This is a genomic window from Pseudomonas macauensis (assembly GCF_047902425.1).
Lineage (GTDB): Bacteria > Pseudomonadota > Gammaproteobacteria > Pseudomonadales > Pseudomonadaceae > Pseudomonas.
Map to the genome: position 1 here is coordinate 1,578,150 of NZ_CP138377.1, position 15,096 is coordinate 1,593,245.

Annotated in this window: 16 protein-coding genes and 1 tRNA gene; 9 read left to right on the plus strand and 8 right to left on the minus strand. The window is 66.9% G+C overall.

Going from position 1 to position 15,096, the window contains the following annotated elements; translation table 11 throughout:
• Positions 1-17: 17 nt before the first annotated feature.
• A complete protein-coding gene (locus SD196_RS07495; RefSeq protein ID WP_343574110.1) occupies positions 18-680 on the plus strand; it encodes a class I SAM-dependent methyltransferase in 663 nt (220 codons plus the stop codon).
• Between the two features lie 41 nt (positions 681-721).
• Positions 722-797 (plus strand) — tRNA-Ala (locus SD196_RS07500).
• Positions 798-851: 54 nt separating this feature from the next.
• On the opposite strand, the gene SD196_RS07505 is transcribed toward SD196_RS07500, so the two are convergent.
• From SD196_RS07505 to SD196_RS07525, 5 genes are all read right to left on the minus strand, one after another.
• Complete coding sequence (locus SD196_RS07505) at positions 852-1,550, minus strand: pirin family protein (RefSeq protein ID WP_343574107.1); 699 nt, start codon at positions 1,548-1,550, stop codon at positions 852-854.
• Positions 1,551-1,689: 139 nt separating this feature from the next.
• The gene (gene tcyN / locus SD196_RS07510; RefSeq protein ID WP_275610725.1) at positions 1,690-2,445 is read right to left on the minus strand and encodes an L-cystine ABC transporter ATP-binding protein TcyN; all 756 of its coding nucleotides are present in this window, start codon (positions 2,443-2,445) and stop codon (positions 1,690-1,692) included.
• Positions 2,442-3,116, minus strand: coding sequence for a cystine ABC transporter permease (gene tcyL, locus SD196_RS07515; RefSeq protein ID WP_370600969.1), 675 nt, complete (start codon positions 3,114-3,116; stop codon positions 2,442-2,444). Before tcyL ends, tcyN begins: the two co-directional genes overlap by 4 nt.
• Positions 3,113-3,913: a cystine ABC transporter substrate-binding protein gene (gene tcyJ, locus SD196_RS07520; RefSeq protein ID WP_275610726.1), complete on the minus strand. Its 801-nt coding sequence runs from the start codon at positions 3,911-3,913 to the stop codon at positions 3,113-3,115. The genes tcyL and tcyJ overlap by 4 nt, the downstream gene beginning before the upstream one ends.
• 117 nt (positions 3,914-4,030) lie before the next feature.
• Positions 4,031-5,032, minus strand: a complete 1,002-nt coding sequence (locus tag SD196_RS07525; RefSeq protein ID WP_343574104.1) for a D-cysteine desulfhydrase — start codon at positions 5,030-5,032, stop codon at positions 4,031-4,033.
• Between the two features lie 239 nt (positions 5,033-5,271).
• Between SD196_RS07525 and SD196_RS07530 the strand changes: the two genes are divergently transcribed.
• The 7 genes from SD196_RS07530 (at position 5,272) to SD196_RS07560 (ending at position 12,601) form a co-directional block, all read left to right on the plus strand.
• Complete coding sequence (locus SD196_RS07530; protein ID WP_343574102.1) at positions 5,272-7,233, plus strand: protease modulator HflK; 1,962 nt, start codon at positions 5,272-5,274, stop codon at positions 7,231-7,233.
• Positions 7,230-8,276 carry a protease modulator HflC gene (locus tag SD196_RS07535; protein WP_343574099.1) on the plus strand — a complete coding sequence of 349 codons (1,047 nt, stop codon included), beginning with the start codon at positions 7,230-7,232 and terminating at the stop codon, positions 8,274-8,276. The genes SD196_RS07530 and SD196_RS07535 overlap by 4 nt, the downstream gene beginning before the upstream one ends.
• On the plus strand, positions 8,269-9,309 hold the full coding sequence (locus SD196_RS07540; RefSeq protein ID WP_343574097.1) for a protease modulator HflK: 1,041 nt from the start codon (positions 8,269-8,271) through the stop codon (positions 9,307-9,309). Before SD196_RS07535 ends, SD196_RS07540 begins: the two co-directional genes overlap by 8 nt.
• A gap of 133 nt (positions 9,310-9,442) precedes the next feature.
• Positions 9,443-9,895 (plus strand): hypothetical protein, encoded by a 453-nt coding sequence (locus SD196_RS07545; protein ID WP_331316247.1) that lies wholly within the window; start codon positions 9,443-9,445, stop codon positions 9,893-9,895.
• Positions 9,896-9,913: 18 nt separating this feature from the next.
• Positions 9,914-11,878: a heavy metal translocating P-type ATPase gene (locus SD196_RS07550; RefSeq protein WP_343574094.1), complete on the plus strand. Its 1,965-nt coding sequence runs from the start codon at positions 9,914-9,916 to the stop codon at positions 11,876-11,878.
• A 64-nt stretch (positions 11,879-11,942) separates the two neighbouring features.
• Complete coding sequence (locus tag SD196_RS07555; RefSeq protein ID WP_275610733.1) at positions 11,943-12,149, plus strand: hypothetical protein; 207 nt, start codon at positions 11,943-11,945, stop codon at positions 12,147-12,149.
• Between the two features lie 197 nt (positions 12,150-12,346).
• Complete coding sequence (locus SD196_RS07560) at positions 12,347-12,601, plus strand: hypothetical protein (RefSeq protein WP_275610734.1); 255 nt, start codon at positions 12,347-12,349, stop codon at positions 12,599-12,601.
• 146 nt (positions 12,602-12,747) lie between these two features.
• Here SD196_RS07560 and SD196_RS07565 read toward each other — a convergent pair whose 3' ends face one another.
• The 3 genes from SD196_RS07565 to SD196_RS07575 are packed head-to-tail and all read right to left on the minus strand — an operon-like array spanning position 12,748 to position 15,089.
• Positions 12,748-13,386 carry an ABC-type transport auxiliary lipoprotein family protein gene (locus SD196_RS07565; RefSeq protein ID WP_343574090.1) on the minus strand — a complete coding sequence of 213 codons (639 nt, stop codon included), beginning with the start codon at positions 13,384-13,386 and terminating at the stop codon, positions 12,748-12,750.
• Positions 13,383-14,321: an MlaD family protein gene (locus tag SD196_RS07570; protein ID WP_343574087.1), complete on the minus strand. Its 939-nt coding sequence runs from the start codon at positions 14,319-14,321 to the stop codon at positions 13,383-13,385. The genes SD196_RS07565 and SD196_RS07570 overlap by 4 nt, the downstream gene beginning before the upstream one ends.
• The gene (locus SD196_RS07575; RefSeq protein ID WP_343575569.1) at positions 14,322-15,089 is read right to left on the minus strand and encodes an ABC transporter ATP-binding protein; all 768 of its coding nucleotides are present in this window, start codon (positions 15,087-15,089) and stop codon (positions 14,322-14,324) included.
• Between the last annotated feature and the right edge of the window lie 7 nt (positions 15,090-15,096).

Here is a 15,096-nt window from a genome sequence, read left to right on the forward strand (position 1 = left end):
CGTTTGCGGGAAGGGTCATGACTACACGCACGCTGAACCTGGACGACGCCCTTTACCAGTACCTGCTCGATGTCTCCCTGCGAGACTCGCCCATCAAGGCTCGTCTGCGCGAGGTGACTGCTGCGCTGCCGATGTCGCGCTGGCAGGTCGCCCCGGAGCAGGGGCAATTCCTCGCCTTGCTGGTGAAACTGATCGGCGCCCGACGCATTCTCGAAGTGGGTACCTTCACCGGCTATAGCGCGCTGTGCATGGCCGAAGTGCTTCCCGCCGACGGGCATCTCCTGTGCTGCGATCTGCCTGGTGACTACAACGAGATCGCGCGCACCCACTGGCGGGAGGCGGGCGTCGACAGCTGCATCGAGCTACGCCTGGGGCCGGCGCTGTCCACGCTGGAGAGCCTGATGGCTGGCGGGGAGGGCGGTCGCTTTGACCTGGTCTTCATCGATGCCGACAAGGCGCGTTATCCCACCTATTTCGAATACGCCCTCAACCTGCTGCGTAGTGGCGGGCTGGTGGTCTTCGACAATGTGCTGTGGAGTGGCAGGGTGCTGGAACTGGAGCCCGAGAGCGACGACACGCGGGCCATTCAGCAGCTCAATCGGGCGTTGAAGGAGGACGTCCGGATTGATTACTCGCTGGTGCCGATCGGTGACGGCATGAGTCTTTGCCGCAAGCGGTGAAATTGCCGGTCCGACTGCACGGGGCTAGATTGCTCTGTATCGGGCCGATAGCTCAGCTGGGAGAGCGCCGCGTTCGCAATGCGGAGGTCGGGAGTTCGATCCTCCTTCGGTCCACCAGATGCAAAAAAGGCACGCCAATCGGCGTGCCTTTTTCGTTTCCATTGCGTGCTGTCAGGCGATGTCCACCAGGATGACCTCACTGTCTTCCAGCGCGGTCACCTTCACCACCGCTTCATCGGCAATCGCAGCGCCGTCGCGGGCTTCCAGCAACACTCCATTCACTTCCACCTTGCCGGTCGCCGGTACCAGGTAGGCACGGCGGCCCGAGCCCAGTTCGTACTCGGCGCTCTGGCCGGCCTTGATGGTGGCGGCGACCAGGCGGCCTTCGGCGCGGATGCGCAGGGCATCGCCGTCGTTCTCATAGCCGCTGGCCAGGGTGACGAAGCGCCCGGCGCGGTCGCCCTTCGGGAAGGGTTTGGCGCCCCAGGACGGCGTGCCGCCGCGTACCGAGGGGATGATCCAGATCTGGAAGATCTTGGTTACGTCCTTCTCGAGGTTGTACTCGGAGTGCACGATGCCGGTCCCGGCGCTCATGACCTGTACGTCGCCGGCTTCGGTGCGGCCCTTGTTGCCCAGACTGTCCTGGTGGGTGATCGCGCCCTGGCGAACGTAGGTGATGATTTCCATCTCGCGGTGCGGGTGCGGCGGGAAGCCGGTGCCGGCAGCGATTTCGTCATCGTTCCAGACGCGGAGGTTGCCCCAGTCCATACGCTCAGGGTCGTAGTACTCGGCGAAGGAGAAGTGGTGCTTGGCGTTGAGCCAGCCGTGGTTGGCACCGCCGAGTTGCTGGAAGGGTCTGCGTTCGATCATGGCGAAGTCCTCATGGGCACGGCCGGCGGGATCGCCGGCTCGTGCGGTTCATGGGAGCTATGTTCTCTCGCAATTGATCGATATAAAAGCGCAAATATCCGAGCAAAAGAATCGATTAGTTCGATTTATTTGTGGCGGATCAGGACCCGCCCTGGGTGAGGAACTTGCTGAGGAATTGCCGTGTGCGCTCTTCCCGCGGGTTGGCGAAAAGGGCTTTGGCGTCGCCCTGTTCGACGATCACGCCCTTGTCGATGAAGATCGCCCGGTTGGCCACGTCGCGGGCGAAGCTCATCTCGTGGGTGACGATGACCATGGTGCGTTTTTCCTGCGCCAGGCCGCGGATGGTCGAGAGCACCTCGCCGACCAGTTCCGGGTCGAGCGCCGAAGTCGGTTCGTCGAACAGGATCACGTCCGGCTGCATCGCCAGCGCCCGGGCGATGGCCACGCGCTGCTGCTGGCCGCCGGAAAGGCGCTTGGGATAGGCGTCTTCCTTACCAGCCAGGCCGACCTTGGCGAGCAGCGCGCGGGCGCGTTGCTCGGCCTGGGCGCGGGGCTCCTTCTTCACGATCACCGGACCTTCGATCACGTTCTCCAGCGCGGTGCGATGGGGGAACAGGTTGAAGTTCTGGAACACGAAGCCCACGTGCTGGCGCAGCTTGCGGATCAATCCCTGCTGGCCGCTCAGCGGGCGCGAGGCGTCGATGCGGATCTCGCCGACCTGGATGGTGCCGCCGCTGGGGACTTCCAGCAGGTTGAGGCAGCGCAGCAGGGTGGTCTTTCCGGATCCGCTGGGGCCGATGATCGCAACCACCTCGCCGGCCTCGACGGTCAGGTCGATGCCCTTGAGCACCTCCTGGCCGCGGAACTGCTTGGTCAGCTTGCGTACTTCGATCATGCCTCGTGCTCCTGGTCATGACGGTTGACCCGCTCTTCCAGGCGGTTCTGCAGGTGCGACAGGATGCTGGCGAGCACCCAGTACAGCAGCGCGGCGGCGAGGTACATGGTGAAGACCTCGAAGGTGCGCGCGGTGATGAGTTGGGCCTGGCGGAACAGCTCCGGCACCTGGATGGTGGCGGCCAGTGCGGTGTCCTTGACCAGCGAGATGAAGCTGTTGCCCAGCGGCGGCAGCGCGGTGCGCGCGGCCTGCGGGAGGACGACGCGGCGCAGGGTCTGGGCGCGGGTCATGCCGATGCTCGATGCGGCTTCCCATTGGCCTCGGTCGATGGAGCCGATGGCGGCGCGCAGGATCTCGCAGACATAGGCGGCCATGTTCAGCGAGAAGCCGATCAGCGCCGCGGGCAGTGGGTCGAGCTCGATGCCCAGTTGCGGCAGGCCGTAGTAGATCATGAAGAGCTGGACCAGCAACGGCGTGCCGCGGAAGAACGACACGTAGATGCGGGCGAGCCAGCTCAGGGCGGTGAATCCGTACAGGCGCATCAGCGCCAGTCCGAAACCCAGCAGCAGTCCGAAGAACATGCCGCCTACGCTGAGGACTACTGTGAAGACCGCGCCCTTGAGCAGGAAGGGCGCGGAATCCAGCGCAAGCTGCAGGCTTGCGTCGATCATTGGGTCACGTCAGCCTTGAACCACTTCTCCGACAGCTGCTTGAGGGTGCCGTCGGCACGCAGCTTGTCGATGGCCTTGTTCAGCGCTGCCAGCAGCTCCGGGTTGCCCTTGCGCAGGGCGATGCCGGCTTCCTGGCGGGCGAAGGGCGCGCCGGTCAGGGCCATGGCGCCATTGGTCTTGTTGACCATGTCGAAGGCGGCCAGGCGGTCGACCAGGATCACGTCGATGCGACCGCTGCGCAGGTCCTGGAACTTGGTCGGGTCGTCCTCGTAGGTGCGGACGTCGGCCTGCGGGACGTGCTCCTTGAGCCATTGTTCGTAGTTGGTGCCCAGGCCGACGCCGACTTTCACCCCGGCGAGCTTCTCGGGGGTGTCGTACTTGCTTTCGTCACCCTTGCGCACCAGGGCCTGGATGCCGGAAACGGTGTAGGGCTCGGAGAAGTCGTACTTCTTCTTGCGCTCTTCGGAGATGGTCACCTGGTTGATCACCAGGTCCAGGCGCTTGGATTCCAGCGCGGCGAGGATGCCGTCCCACTTGGTCGGCTGGAGCTTGGCCTTGACGCCCAGTTCCTTGGCGATCAGGTCGGAGAAGTCCACTTCGAAACCGGCGAGCTTGCCGCTCTCGTCCTGGAAGCTGAAGGGCGGGTAGGTGCCTTCGAGGCCGACGCGGACTTCGCCCTTGGATTTGAGTTGGGCGAGCAGGTCGTCGGCGGCCTGGGCCTGGCCGAACAGGCTGGCGCCAAGGGTGAGGGTCAGGCTGGCAAACAGGAAGTGACGGCGCAGTGCGGAGAAGGTCATGGTGAGCCCCGTTTTTGGTGTTTTAAGCAGGTTAGTCAACGCGTGGCGACTATAGGGTTGTAGTTGTTATTCTATAAAATAATAAAAAATTACATGCTTAGTTTGATTTTATCTGCGTCAGCTCGCTGGATGGTAGGCAAACAGTGCCGGCGAGCCTCCGGTGTGCAGGAAGAGTAGCGGGCCCTGGCTGGCGAAACGTTGACGGGCGACGCCATCGAGCAGGCCGGCCATGGCCTTGCCGGTGTAGACCGGGTCGAGCAGCAGTCCTTCGTGGCTGGCCAGCAGGCGTACCGCCTCCAGCGTGCCGGCGTTGGGTTCGCCATAGCGCGGGGCGAAGTACTCGTCCCAGAGCTCCACCTTGGGCGCCTTGGCGGTGTCCTGGCCGAGCAGCTCCAGCGTGCGCTGGATCAGTCCTTCCACTTTCGGCCGCTGCGCCGCATCGGTGCGCGAGACGGTCACGCCAATCACCGGCAGTTCCGGCAGGGCGTCGGCCAGCGCCACGGCCAGCCCGGCGTGGGTGCCGGCGCTGCCGGAGGCCAGCACCACGGCGGCGAAGCGCTGTCTGCTTTGGCGAATCTGTTCGGCCAGTTCCAGCCCGGCGCGCACGTAGCCCAGCGCGCCGAGGGCGTTGGAGCCGCCGATCGGCACCAGGTAGGGTTTGCGGCCCTCACGCAGCAGGCGCTCGCCGGTCTGCTGCAGCAGTTCGTCGGCGTTGTCCAGGTTGGGCACGAGTTCGACCTCGGTGCCGAACAGGTCGAGCAGCAGGCGATTGCCGTTGCTCAGGTAATTGTGATCGCCAGTGCCGATGGGATTCTCCAGCAGCGCCACGCAGCGCAGGCCCAGCTTGGCAGCGACCGCCGCTGTCTGGCGCACGTGGTTGGACTGGATCGCCCCGGCCGTCACCAGGGTGTCGGCGCCGGCGCGCAGCGCATCCGCGGCGAGGAATTCGAGCTTGCGTACCTTGTTGCCACCCAGCGCGAACGGCGTGGTGTCGTCGCGCTTCACATGGATGTCGCGACCCAGGCGGGCGGAAAGCCGCTCCAGTTTTTCCAGCGGCGTCGGGCCGCCGGCCAGTTCGAGTCGAGGGAAGCGGGCGAGCGATTCGCGCAGGGAGCTCATGGGGGAATCTCGGTTCGGCACGGTGAGGAGGCCACGATAGAGCTCCGGGGGCTGCGCGGCAATGGACTTGATGCGTGCGGTGGCGGTGTGCTCATCACGATCCTTTCACAGGTTCTGTTATAAAGTTACAGAAATACCATTGCCGGCTTCATACAGCCTTAATCTTCCAAGCCCAGGCTCGCCGGCGCGCCGCTTTCGCTCGAAAGAGGCGGGCGATCCGTTCAATCGTTGGAGCATCCATGAGAGTCGACCTGGACATCGAGGACCGCAGCCTGGAAGGGCTGCCGCGTTTCCAGCGCTCGGCGCACCAGTCGCGTCGCTTGAAGCTGCTCATCTGGCTCTCGGGTGGCCTCGCCGCGTTGCTGTTCCTGATGGCGATCTTCATCGGCCTGTTCACCGCCGACTCGCTCTGGCTGCCGCTGCTGTGCAACAACGCTGCGGCGCTGCTGTTGCTGGCGGCGGTCAGCCAATCGGCCTTGCGCGTGGCCCGCTGGCGCGCCTCGGCGATCGGGACCGCGGACGCGGCTGCGGCGCCTGAGGCGCCAGCCGATCTTGACCAGCTCAGTGCCTACGACCGTCTGCTTGAGCGCATCAGCCGTGCAAGCCAGCGCCTGGCACAGCGCATCGGCGTTGGCGCCCTCTGGTTGGCGGGTTTGGCCCTGGTGGCCCTGTTGATCGTCAAGGCCGGCTGGAACCTGGCGACACCTGCCGTTTCGCTGGGACAGGCGGGTTGGCTGGTCACCGGGTTGCTGACCTTGTCGGCGTTCGGCCTGCTGGTGGTGGAGCGGCACCTGAGCGCGGCCGGTCAGGAGGAGTGGCCCGAAGCGCACGCGTTGTCACTGATGGCGCGCGCGGTGATCGCCGTGCAACTGCTGTCCTTGCCTGGCCTGTTGTTCTCCAATGGCGAGAGCGTCTGGCCGAGCCGCTGGGTGGTACTGGTGGGGTTGCTGCCGGTGCTGCTGGCGGCGGAACTGATCCTGCGCGCGCTGCTGTCGGTCTTCAGCCCGCAGCGCCCGCGCGAGGAACCCCGGTTGATCGGCGAAAGCCTGGTCGCCGCGCAGCTGCGCTGGCCGCCGCGTCCGCTGCAGTTCCTGCAGGGCGAACTGCAGCAGCGTTTCGGCATCGACCTGCGCCAGGTCTGGGCCTTCGGTTTCATGCGCCGCGCCTTCCTGCCGGTGCTGGGGCTGATGCTGCTGGTGGGCTGGTTGCTGACCGGCGTCAGCGAGGTTGCCATGAACGGGCGAGGTGTCTACGAGCGTTTCGGCAAGCCGGTGGCGGTCTATCCGCCGGGGCTGCACTTCGGGCTTCCGTGGCCATTCGGTCGTGTGCTGCCGGTGGAGAACGGAGTGATCCATGAACTGGCGACCTCCGGCGACTCCGCCCGGGCTGACCTGTTGGTCGATGCCGAAGGGCCCGCGCCGGAGGCTGCAAACCGTTTGTGGGATGCGTCCCATGTGAGCGAGAACTCGCAGGTGATCGCCAGCGAGGCGGGCGGCCAGCAGAGTTTCCAGATCGTCAACATGGACGTGCGTTTCGTCTATCGCATCGGCTTGAGCGACAAGGCGGCGCTGGCGGCGACCTATAACAGCGCCGACGTGCCGGAGCTGATTCGCAGCACTGCCAATCGCGTGCTGGTCCACGATTTCGCTGCCCGCACCCTGGACGGCGTGCTGGGGGCGGAGCGCGAAGCGCTGGCGCGGGATATCGGCAAGGCCGTGCAGGCCGACCTCGACCGGCTGGACAGCGGCGTGGAAATTCTCGCCACCGTGGTTGAGGCGATCCACCCGCCGGCTGGCGCGGCCAATGCCTATCATGGCGTTCAGGCGGCGCAGATCACCGCCCAGGCGCTGATCGCCCGCGAGCAGGGCAAGGCCGCCGAGCAGACCAATGCCGCACGGCAGGCCGCCAGCGCCGCCACCGACAAGGCGTCGGCGAATGCCCGGGAAACCCTCGCCCAGGCCCAGGCCGCCGATCTGCGCTTCGGCGCCGAGCGCTCCGCCTGGCAGCGCGCCGGGCAGGCATTCCTCCTCGAACAGTATTTCAGCCAGCTGGGCCAGGGCCTGGCCGGTGCCCGCAGCCTGGTCATCGACCACCGCCTGAGCGCGGACCAGGCACCGACCCTTGATCTGCGCAGCTTTGGCGCGCCGGTCGATCCGCAGCGCGGCAAGACCGCCAACCGTCCCCAGGAGATCGCACCTTGAGCCCGACCCACGTCCACGGCGATCACCCGCATCACGACCATGACCACGATCACGCCCATGACCATGATCATGGCCATCATCACGCTCATCACCATGACGAGGGGCCGGCGCATTTCCCCTGGCGTCGCACCGCCCTGGCGAGCCTGCTGGTGCTGTTCGCCGCCGCGACCGCCTGCCTGGTCCAGGTGCGCTCCGGCGAGGCGACGGTGATTACCCGCTTCGGCAATCCTGCTCGGGTACTGCTCGACCCCGGCCTCGCCTGGCGCCTGCCGATTCCGTTCGAAGCCGCCGTGCCGGTGGACCTGCGGCTGCGCACCACCTCCAGCGGCCTGCAGGACGTCGGCACCCGCGATGGCCTGAGGATCATCGTGCAGGCCTATGTTGCCTGGCAGGTGAAGCCCGATCCGGACAGCATCCAGCGCTTCATGCGCGCGGTGCAGAACCAGCCGGACGAAGCGGCCCGGCAGATTCGCACCTTCGTCGGCTCCGCGCTGGAGACCACCGCCAGCGGCTTCGATCTGTCCGACCTGGTGAACACCGATGCCGGCAAGGTGCGCATCGCCGACTTCGAGCAACGCCTGCGCGAGCAGATCGAGCGCCAGTTGCTCGATACCTACGGCGTGCGCGTGGTCCAGGTGGGCATCGAGCGGCTGACGCTGCCCAAGGTCACCCTCGGCGCCACGGTCGACCGCATGCGCGCCGAGCGCGAGACCATCGCCACTCAGCGCACCGCCGAAGGCAAGCGCAAGGCCGCGGAAATCCGTTCCGCCGCCGAACGCGACGCGCGCATCCTGCAGGCTGACGCCACGGTGAAGGCTGCCGATATCGAAGCCCAATCGCGGGTGCAGGCCGCGGACATCTACGGCAAGGCCTATAGCGGTTCGCCCGAGCTGTACAACATGCTGCGCTCGCTGGATACCCTCGGCACCCTAGTCAACCCCGGCACGCGCCTGGTGCTGCGTACCGACGCGGCGCCGTTCCGCGTGCTGGTGGATGGCCCGCCGCAGCAACCGTCCGCCAAGCCGGGCAATGCCCATGACTGACCGGCGGGAGGAGGGCACGAGCCCCTGGCTGCAGGCCGGGCGCCTGGCATTCCTGGCGCTGTATGGGGTGACCCTGCTGGCGGCGCTCGGCTGGGCGCTGTCCAATGTGCGCCAGATCGGCCCGGAAAGCCGTGCCGTGGTCCTGCGCATGGGGGCGCTGGAGCGCATCCAGAACGCCGGATTGCTGCTGGCCTGGCCGCGTCCGTTCGAGCAGGTGGTGATCCTGCCGTCTGCCGACCGCGTAATCGAGCGCCGGGTGGAGACCCTGCTGCGCTCGGGGCTGGCGCAGAAATCCGATCTGGATGGCAGTCTCGCCAACGACGCCACCGCGGGCTCCGGCTATCTGCTCACCGGCGATGCCGGCGTGGTGCAGCTGGATGTGCGGGTGTTCTACAAGGTCACCGCCCCCTACGATTTCGTGCTCCAGGGCGATCACGTGCTGCCGGCGCTGGACCGGCTGGTGGCGCGCAATGCGGTGGCGGTGTGCGCATCGCGCGACCTGGACACCATCCTGGTCGCCCGCCCCGAGCTGATCGGCGCCGACAGCAGCGTCGCCGAGCGCCGCGAACGGCTGCGCGGCGATCTGCAACAGGGCATCAATCGCAGCCTGGCCGCGCTGGTGTCGGCTGGCAATGGCCTGGGTATCGAAGTCGAGCGTGTGGACGTGCAGTCCTCGTTGCCACGCGAGGCGGTGAGCGCCTTCAATGCCGTGCTGACCGCCAGCCAGCAGGCGGAGCAGGGCGTCGCCGCGGCGCAGAATGACGCCGCCCGGCAGCTCCAGGCGGCCAACCAGGCCGCCGATCGTACGCTGCAGGTTGCCCATGCCCAGGCCAGCGAGCGCCTGGCCCGCTCCCAGGCGGACACCGCCACCATCACCAGCCTGGCGCAGGCCCAGCAACAGCATGCCGACCCCGGGCTGCTGCTGCGCCTGTACCGCGAGCGCGTACCGGGCATCCTGTCCCGCGCGGGTTCGGTGACCACGGTCGATCCACGCGATTCCGGACACCTGATCCTGGAGGGGCCGCAGCCGTGAGCAGGCTCATCGCCGGAGGCTGTGAATCAATGTGCGGACAGTCTTGCGGCGAACCGCTACGCTCGCAGTGCAAGCCCGGCACCTTCGTCCGGGCGGATAACGACAATCAGGAACACCAGGGGCGGGACATCCAATGACATCAGCCGGACTTCACTCCATCCATGAATCCCCACGCTCGCTGCGACGCCTGGCCCTGCAATGCCTGGGCGCGCTGGCGCTGGTGCTGGGCTGCAGCCTCCCGGCGCAGGCCGACCGGGTCCTGCCGCCGGGCATGATGCTGGCTTTCGTTGACTATGCGCAGTTCCCGACGATCACTCTGAAGCGCCCCAGGCCCAGCCTGCTCAAGCAGATACTCACCCTTGGTCTGTACAGAAAGAACATCACCTATCCGGTAGCGGCGTCCGTGCGCATTCGCGACGAGGACAACCACTTCCTCGTGAACGGAATGATGCCGCTGCTCAAGGGCAAGGTCGTTGCCGTCAAGCCCGGCATCGACAAGCAGATCAACCAGATCTGGGTCCTGACCGAAGCGGAGGCCAACGAATACGCCACCCGGCCGGGAACCCTCTTCCCCCCCATCAATTAAAGCAGGCACCTTCGCGGTATGAGCGTTCACCACCATCACGGCCATGCGCACCACGGCCACTCCCATGGCCACCTTACCGGTGGAATGCTCACCCGCGACGAGCAGCGCAGCGCGGCGCGCCAACTCAGTCTGGCGATGATCGCCCTCGGCCTGCTGGTGCTGGGCCTGCTCTGGCGTTGGTTCGCCCCGCAACAGGAAGGCGTGGCGCAGGTGCTCCTGGGCGTCGCGTCCCTGCTGGTAGCGGTACCGGTGCTGCGCTCGGGCTGGTACAGCCTGCGTCATCCCAGCCTGCACGGCATCACCGACCAGCTCATCGCCCTGGCCATGCTGGGCGCCTGGGCCACCGGCGACCTGATGACCGCCGCGCTGCTGCCCATCATCATGATCTTCGGGCACGTGCTGGAAGAACGCAGCGTGATCGGCTCGCAGGAGGCTATCGAGGCGCTGGGACGTCTGACCCGCAGCCAGGCCCGGCTGATTGTCGACGATGGCAGCGTGCGTGAAGTCGACAACGGCGAGTTGCGGCCGGGCGACCAGGTGGAAGTCCGCGCGGGGGATCGGGTGCCTGCCGATGGCCGGGTGCTGGAAGGCCAGGCCAGCCTGGACACCGCACCGATCACCGGCGAGTCGGTGCCGCTGGAGGCAGGCGTCGGCATGGACGTCTATGGCGGCGCGATCAACCTCGACGGCCTGCTGCGCATCGAAGTGACCCGCACCGGCGATGCCTCCACCCTCGGCAAGGTCATCGCCCTGATGCAGCGCGCCGAACAGTCCAAGCCGCCCATCACGCGCCTGCTGGAACGCTATGCCGGGCGCTACATGGTGCTGGTGCTGCTGATCGCCGCCGTCACCTGGTTCATCACCAACGATCCGCAGGCCATGCTGGCCGTGCTGGTCGCCGCCTGCCCCTGTGCGCTGGTGCTGTCGGCTCCGGCCACCGCCATCGCCGGCATCGCGGTCGCGGCCCGCCACGGCATCCTGATTCGCAGCTCGGCGTTCCTCGAAGAACTGGCCGACCTGACCTCCCTGGTGATCGACAAGACCGGCACCCTGACCTACGGCGCGCTGCGCCTGCAGGCCGTGCGCGCGGAGCCCGGTGAAGTCCGGGACGACATCGAGCGGCTGGCCGCCAGCCTGGGCGCCGCCAGCAGCCACCCGGTCAGCCGCGCGCTGGCCTCGTTGGCACCCCACGATGCGCATCACCCGCTCGCCGACATCCACGAACGGCAAGGCTTGGGTGTAGTCGCTCGGACCGAACAGGGTGAGGCTGCTCTCGGCCGACCGGAACTGTTCGTTCGTCTGGGGATTTCGACGCCGGCGGTGCCGGATCACGACGGTCCCATCGCCGGGCTGTCGCTGGGCGGGCGCTTCCGCGCCTGGCTGCTGCTGGCCGACAGCGTGCGCCCCGAGGCGGCGCTCGCGGTGACGGACTTGCGTGAGCTCGGAATAGGGCGCCAGTTGCTGCTTACCGGCGATCGCCAGAGCGTGGCCGATGCGCTGGCCCGTGAGGTCGGCATCGACAGCGTGGTTGCCCAGGCCCTGCCGGAAGACAAGCTGGCACGGGTCAACGAGGAAATCCGCAAGGGTTTCCGGCCGCTGGTCGTGGGCGACGGCATCAACGACTCGCTGGCACTCAAGGCCGGCGTGGTCGGGGTGGCGATGGGCGCCGGTGGCGCGGATATCGCCCTGGCTTCGGCGGATATCGTGCTGATCGGCAGCGATCTTCGTCGTCTGGGCACCTGCGTGCGCCTGAGCCGTCAGTGCCGCAGCACCCTGCAGGTCAACGTGCTGATCGGTCTGGGCTGGACCCTGGCCATCGTCGCGGCCGCCGCTTTTGGTCTGCTGGGCGCTGCCGGGGCAATGATCGCGGCGATCCTGCACAACCTCAGCACCCTCCTGGTATTGGGCAATGCCGGCCGCCTGCTGCGTTTCGACGAGGCCCTCGGACAGCCGGGCGCTCGTCTTGTCGACGTGCCGGCGTGAGCCGCAGGTGGGCGAGATCGGCTATCATGTGTGCCGTTCCAGCCTCTTATAGAACCTTCGACCCATGACTTCCTCTCAGCAGCCGCCCCGCGACGACAGCGCGGAAAACGCTCAAGAATCCACCACTCTGTCCCTGACCGAACTCGCCAAGGCCGCCCTGGCGGCGCAGAAGCAGGCGAATTCGGCCTATCAGCACCGCAAGCCGCACGACAAGGCGGAATACCGTCCGCCGCATCCGCGCGGCTCCCGTCGCTCGATGGGCAAGCGCTGAGACGACCTTCCCGCGGTGAGCCCTCCAGACAATCTCACGGGTTTGGTGGGGCCGCTGGCTGAACTGCGTCGCTGAGTTCGGGTCGAACTCCCACCGCCACTTGCTGGCGGTCGTTCGAATCACCAGCCCGCTTTCGCGAAACCGTCAGGGAACGACGGGCGCGCCACTGTCGGCGCATCGCGTAGCAAGGAGATGCCATGAAATACCTGATCCCCGTACTGTCCCTGCTGGCCCTCGGTGGCTGCATCACCATGACCGGCAACTACGAAGTCAGCGCCCACGACGAGTCGGGCAAGGCCCTGAGCAACGGCAAGTTCCTTGCCCATGGCAGCGGCATCTACACCGTGCGCAATTCCCTCTGCTCGGTGTACCCCAAGGCCATCGTTACCATCCGCGATGTGGAGACGGATCAGGAGCTGGAGGGCGAGAGCCCGTACCACTGCCACAAGTAGCGGCAGGCCAGCCAAGGGGGCACTTTGGCGTCCCCGCTGGAGCGCTCCTTAGCGAGCAAGTTCGTTCCTACAGATAATCCGTGCCTTATGTGCAATGGACGGCCCGCGGGCGGCCCCTGCTGGTATCGATCAGCTCAGGCCACGGGTCAGTTGTCGGCTTGGGCTGGCTGCCCGATCTTTTGCGCCTGCCCCTGCTGCAACGTCCACTCCACTACCTGCGCGGCGAGCTGGTCGCTGGCCTTGCCGAAGGCGCTGACCACTTCCGCGACCTGTTTGCCGTCCACCGCCTGGCGGACCTCGAAGCTGCGCGAGGCGACGATGCGCTGGCCGAGGGTGCGCACCAGACGCGCTTCGTAGCGGATGTGCACGACCGGTTTGCCGCCCTGGTATTCGCTCTGGAAGGCGCGCAGTTCGCCGGTGAGGTCGAGGTCGGCCTGCAGGCTGGCGTCGTCGCTGCTCAGGGCGTGGATACTGCCGTTGGCGGTGAAGGCGTCGAGCAGCCGGTCGCGCAGCAGGCCGGGTGCGCGGTTGCTCCAGCGCGCGCCCTGGTAACTGCTGATCTGGTTGCCCTGCGGGATCACGGCGATGCGGTTGTTATCCAGCGCGAGGCTTGCGCTGGGGGCGCTGACCCGCAGCGACCAGTGCACCGCCGCGTTGCTGCGCACGGGTTGCTGGGCCGCCGGCAGCAGATAGAAGTCCGGGGTTTCCGCTTCCGGGAGGATCGAGCAGGCGCTGAGCATTCCGAGCAGGGCGGCGACGCCAAGCAGTCGGGGAAGGGCGGTCATGGCTGGAACTCCTTGTTGCGTTCGCGGCCGAGCAGGTAGCCGGCGGGGTTCTCCTGCAGGCGACGGGTGACGCCGCGCAGGTCCTCGAGGGTGGCGCGCAGCTCGCGCACCGCCGGGCCGATTTCGCCCAGTCCGCTCATGCCGCCGTTCACCGCGTCGTAGTTGTTGTTGAGGAGTTGCTCGACCCGCTCGCTGCTGGCGCGCAGGGCGGCCAGGGTCTTCTGGGTGTCGTCGAGGATGGCCGGGCCGCGGCTGCCGAGGGTCTGGTTGGCGCGTTCGAGCAGTGCGCTGGCGTTGGCCAGGGTGATGCGCGCCTGCTCGCTGGCGGCGGCCATTTCCTTGATGGTCTGGCGGATATCGGCGCGCTGATCGGCGATCACGCTGGTGGCCTGGTCCATATGCTCGAGGGTGCGGCTGATGTGGTCGACGTTCTCCTGGGAGAACAGCCGGCTGGCGTTGGCGAGCAGGGTGTTGACGTTGGTGGCGATGTCTTCGCCATTGGCCAGGAGCTTGGCCAGCGGCGAGGGGATGGTTTTGATCACCGGGATGCTGCCGTCCTGGCTGACCAGCGGCGGGCTGTCCTGGGCGGCGCTGGAGAGCTGGATGATGGCCTGGCCGGTGACGCCGGTAAGCGCCAGCTTGGCACGGGTGTCTTCGCGGATCGGCGTGCTTTCGTAGACGCGGATGCGCGCGCGGACCTTGCGCGGATCGTTCGGATCCAGACGCAGGGACACCACGTCGCCCACGCGGATGCCGCTGTACTGCACGGTGCCGCCTTCTGAGAGGCCGGTCACCGCTTCGTTGAAGATCACGTCGTAGAACTTGAACTTCTGGTCGTTGCTCGACTGCGCCAGCCACAGCGCGAACAGCAGCGCGCCGATCGAGACGATCAGGGTGAACAGGCCGATCAGCACGTGATGGGCACGGGTTTCCATTCAGCTTTCCTCCCGCAGGTGTTCGGTGGCCTGCAGCGCGGCACGGCCGCGTGGGCCGTGGAAGTAGTCCTGTACCCAGGCGTCGTTGGTCTCGGCCACCTGATCCAGCGGCCCCACTACCAGCACGCGCTTTTGCGAGAGCACGGCGACGCGGTCGCAGATGGTGTAGAGGGTGTCCAGGTCGTGGGTGACCAGGAACACGGTGAGGCCGAAGGCGTCGCGCAGGGTCAGGATGAGTTGGTCGAAGGCCGCGGCGCCGATGGGGTCGAGACCAGCGGTGGGCTCGTCGAGGAACAGGATGTCCGGGTCCAGCGCCAGGGCGCGGGCCAGGGCGGCGCGCTTGACCATGCCGCCGGAGAGTTCGGCGGGGTACTTGGCGCCGGCATCCGGCGGCAGGCCGGCGAGGGAAATCTTCACCTTGGCCATGAATTCGGCATCGTTGCGGGACAGCCCGGCGTGCTCGATCAGCGGCAGGCAGATGTTCTCGCTGACGGTCAGCGAGGAAAACAGCGCGCCGTTCTGGAACAGCACGCCGAAGCGCCGCTCCAGCTTCGATCGCTGTGACGGTGGCAGCGCCGGCAGGTTCTGGCCGAATACGTGGACGCTGCCTTCGCTGGGCTGGCGCAGGCCGATGATGCTGCGCAGCAGCACGGACTTGCCGGTGCCGGAGCCGCCGACCACGCCGAGGATCTCGCCCTTCATCACGTCGAGGTCCAGGTGCTCGTGCACGGCGTGGCTGTCGAAGCGGTTGGCCAGATCGCGGACCATGATGATC

What these genes read in the sequence shown, in the direction of transcription:
- SD196_RS07505 (WP_343574107.1), bottom strand. Translation starts at nt 1,550, where the DNA reads ATGATCGAACGCAGACCCTTCCAGCAACTCGGCGGTGCCAACCACGGC.
- SD196_RS07555 (WP_275610733.1), top strand. Translation starts at nt 11,943, where the DNA reads ATGACTTCCTCTCAGCAGCCGCCCCGCGACGACAGCGCGGAAAACGCT.
- SD196_RS07560 (WP_275610734.1), top strand. Translation starts at nt 12,347, where the DNA reads ATGAAATACCTGATCCCCGTACTGTCCCTGCTGGCCCTCGGTGGCTGC.
- SD196_RS07545 (WP_331316247.1), top strand. Translation starts at nt 9,443, where the DNA reads ATGACATCAGCCGGACTTCACTCCATCCATGAATCCCCACGCTCGCTG.
- SD196_RS07575 (WP_343575569.1), bottom strand. Translation starts at nt 15,089, where the DNA reads ATGGTCCGCGATCTGGCCAACCGCTTCGACAGCCACGCCGTGCACGAG.
- SD196_RS07565 (WP_343574090.1), bottom strand. Translation starts at nt 13,386, where the DNA reads ATGACCGCCCTTCCCCGACTGCTTGGCGTCGCCGCCCTGCTCGGAATG.
- tcyJ (WP_275610726.1), bottom strand. Translation starts at nt 3,913, where the DNA reads ATGACCTTCTCCGCACTGCGCCGTCACTTCCTGTTTGCCAGCCTGACC.
- tcyL (WP_370600969.1), bottom strand. Translation starts at nt 3,116, where the DNA reads ATGATCGACGCAAGCCTGCAGCTTGCGCTGGATTCCGCGCCCTTCCTG.
- SD196_RS07550 (WP_343574094.1), top strand. Translation starts at nt 9,914, where the DNA reads ATGAGCGTTCACCACCATCACGGCCATGCGCACCACGGCCACTCCCAT.
- SD196_RS07540 (WP_343574097.1), top strand. Translation starts at nt 8,269, where the DNA reads ATGACTGACCGGCGGGAGGAGGGCACGAGCCCCTGGCTGCAGGCCGGG.
- SD196_RS07525 (WP_343574104.1), bottom strand. Translation starts at nt 5,032, where the DNA reads ATGAGCTCCCTGCGCGAATCGCTCGCCCGCTTCCCTCGACTCGAACTG.
- SD196_RS07530 (WP_343574102.1), top strand. Translation starts at nt 5,272, where the DNA reads ATGAGAGTCGACCTGGACATCGAGGACCGCAGCCTGGAAGGGCTGCCG.
- tcyN (WP_275610725.1), bottom strand. Translation starts at nt 2,445, where the DNA reads ATGATCGAAGTACGCAAGCTGACCAAGCAGTTCCGCGGCCAGGAGGTG.
- SD196_RS07495 (WP_343574110.1), top strand. Translation starts at nt 18, where the DNA reads ATGACTACACGCACGCTGAACCTGGACGACGCCCTTTACCAGTACCTG.
- SD196_RS07570 (WP_343574087.1), bottom strand. Translation starts at nt 14,321, where the DNA reads ATGGAAACCCGTGCCCATCACGTGCTGATCGGCCTGTTCACCCTGATC.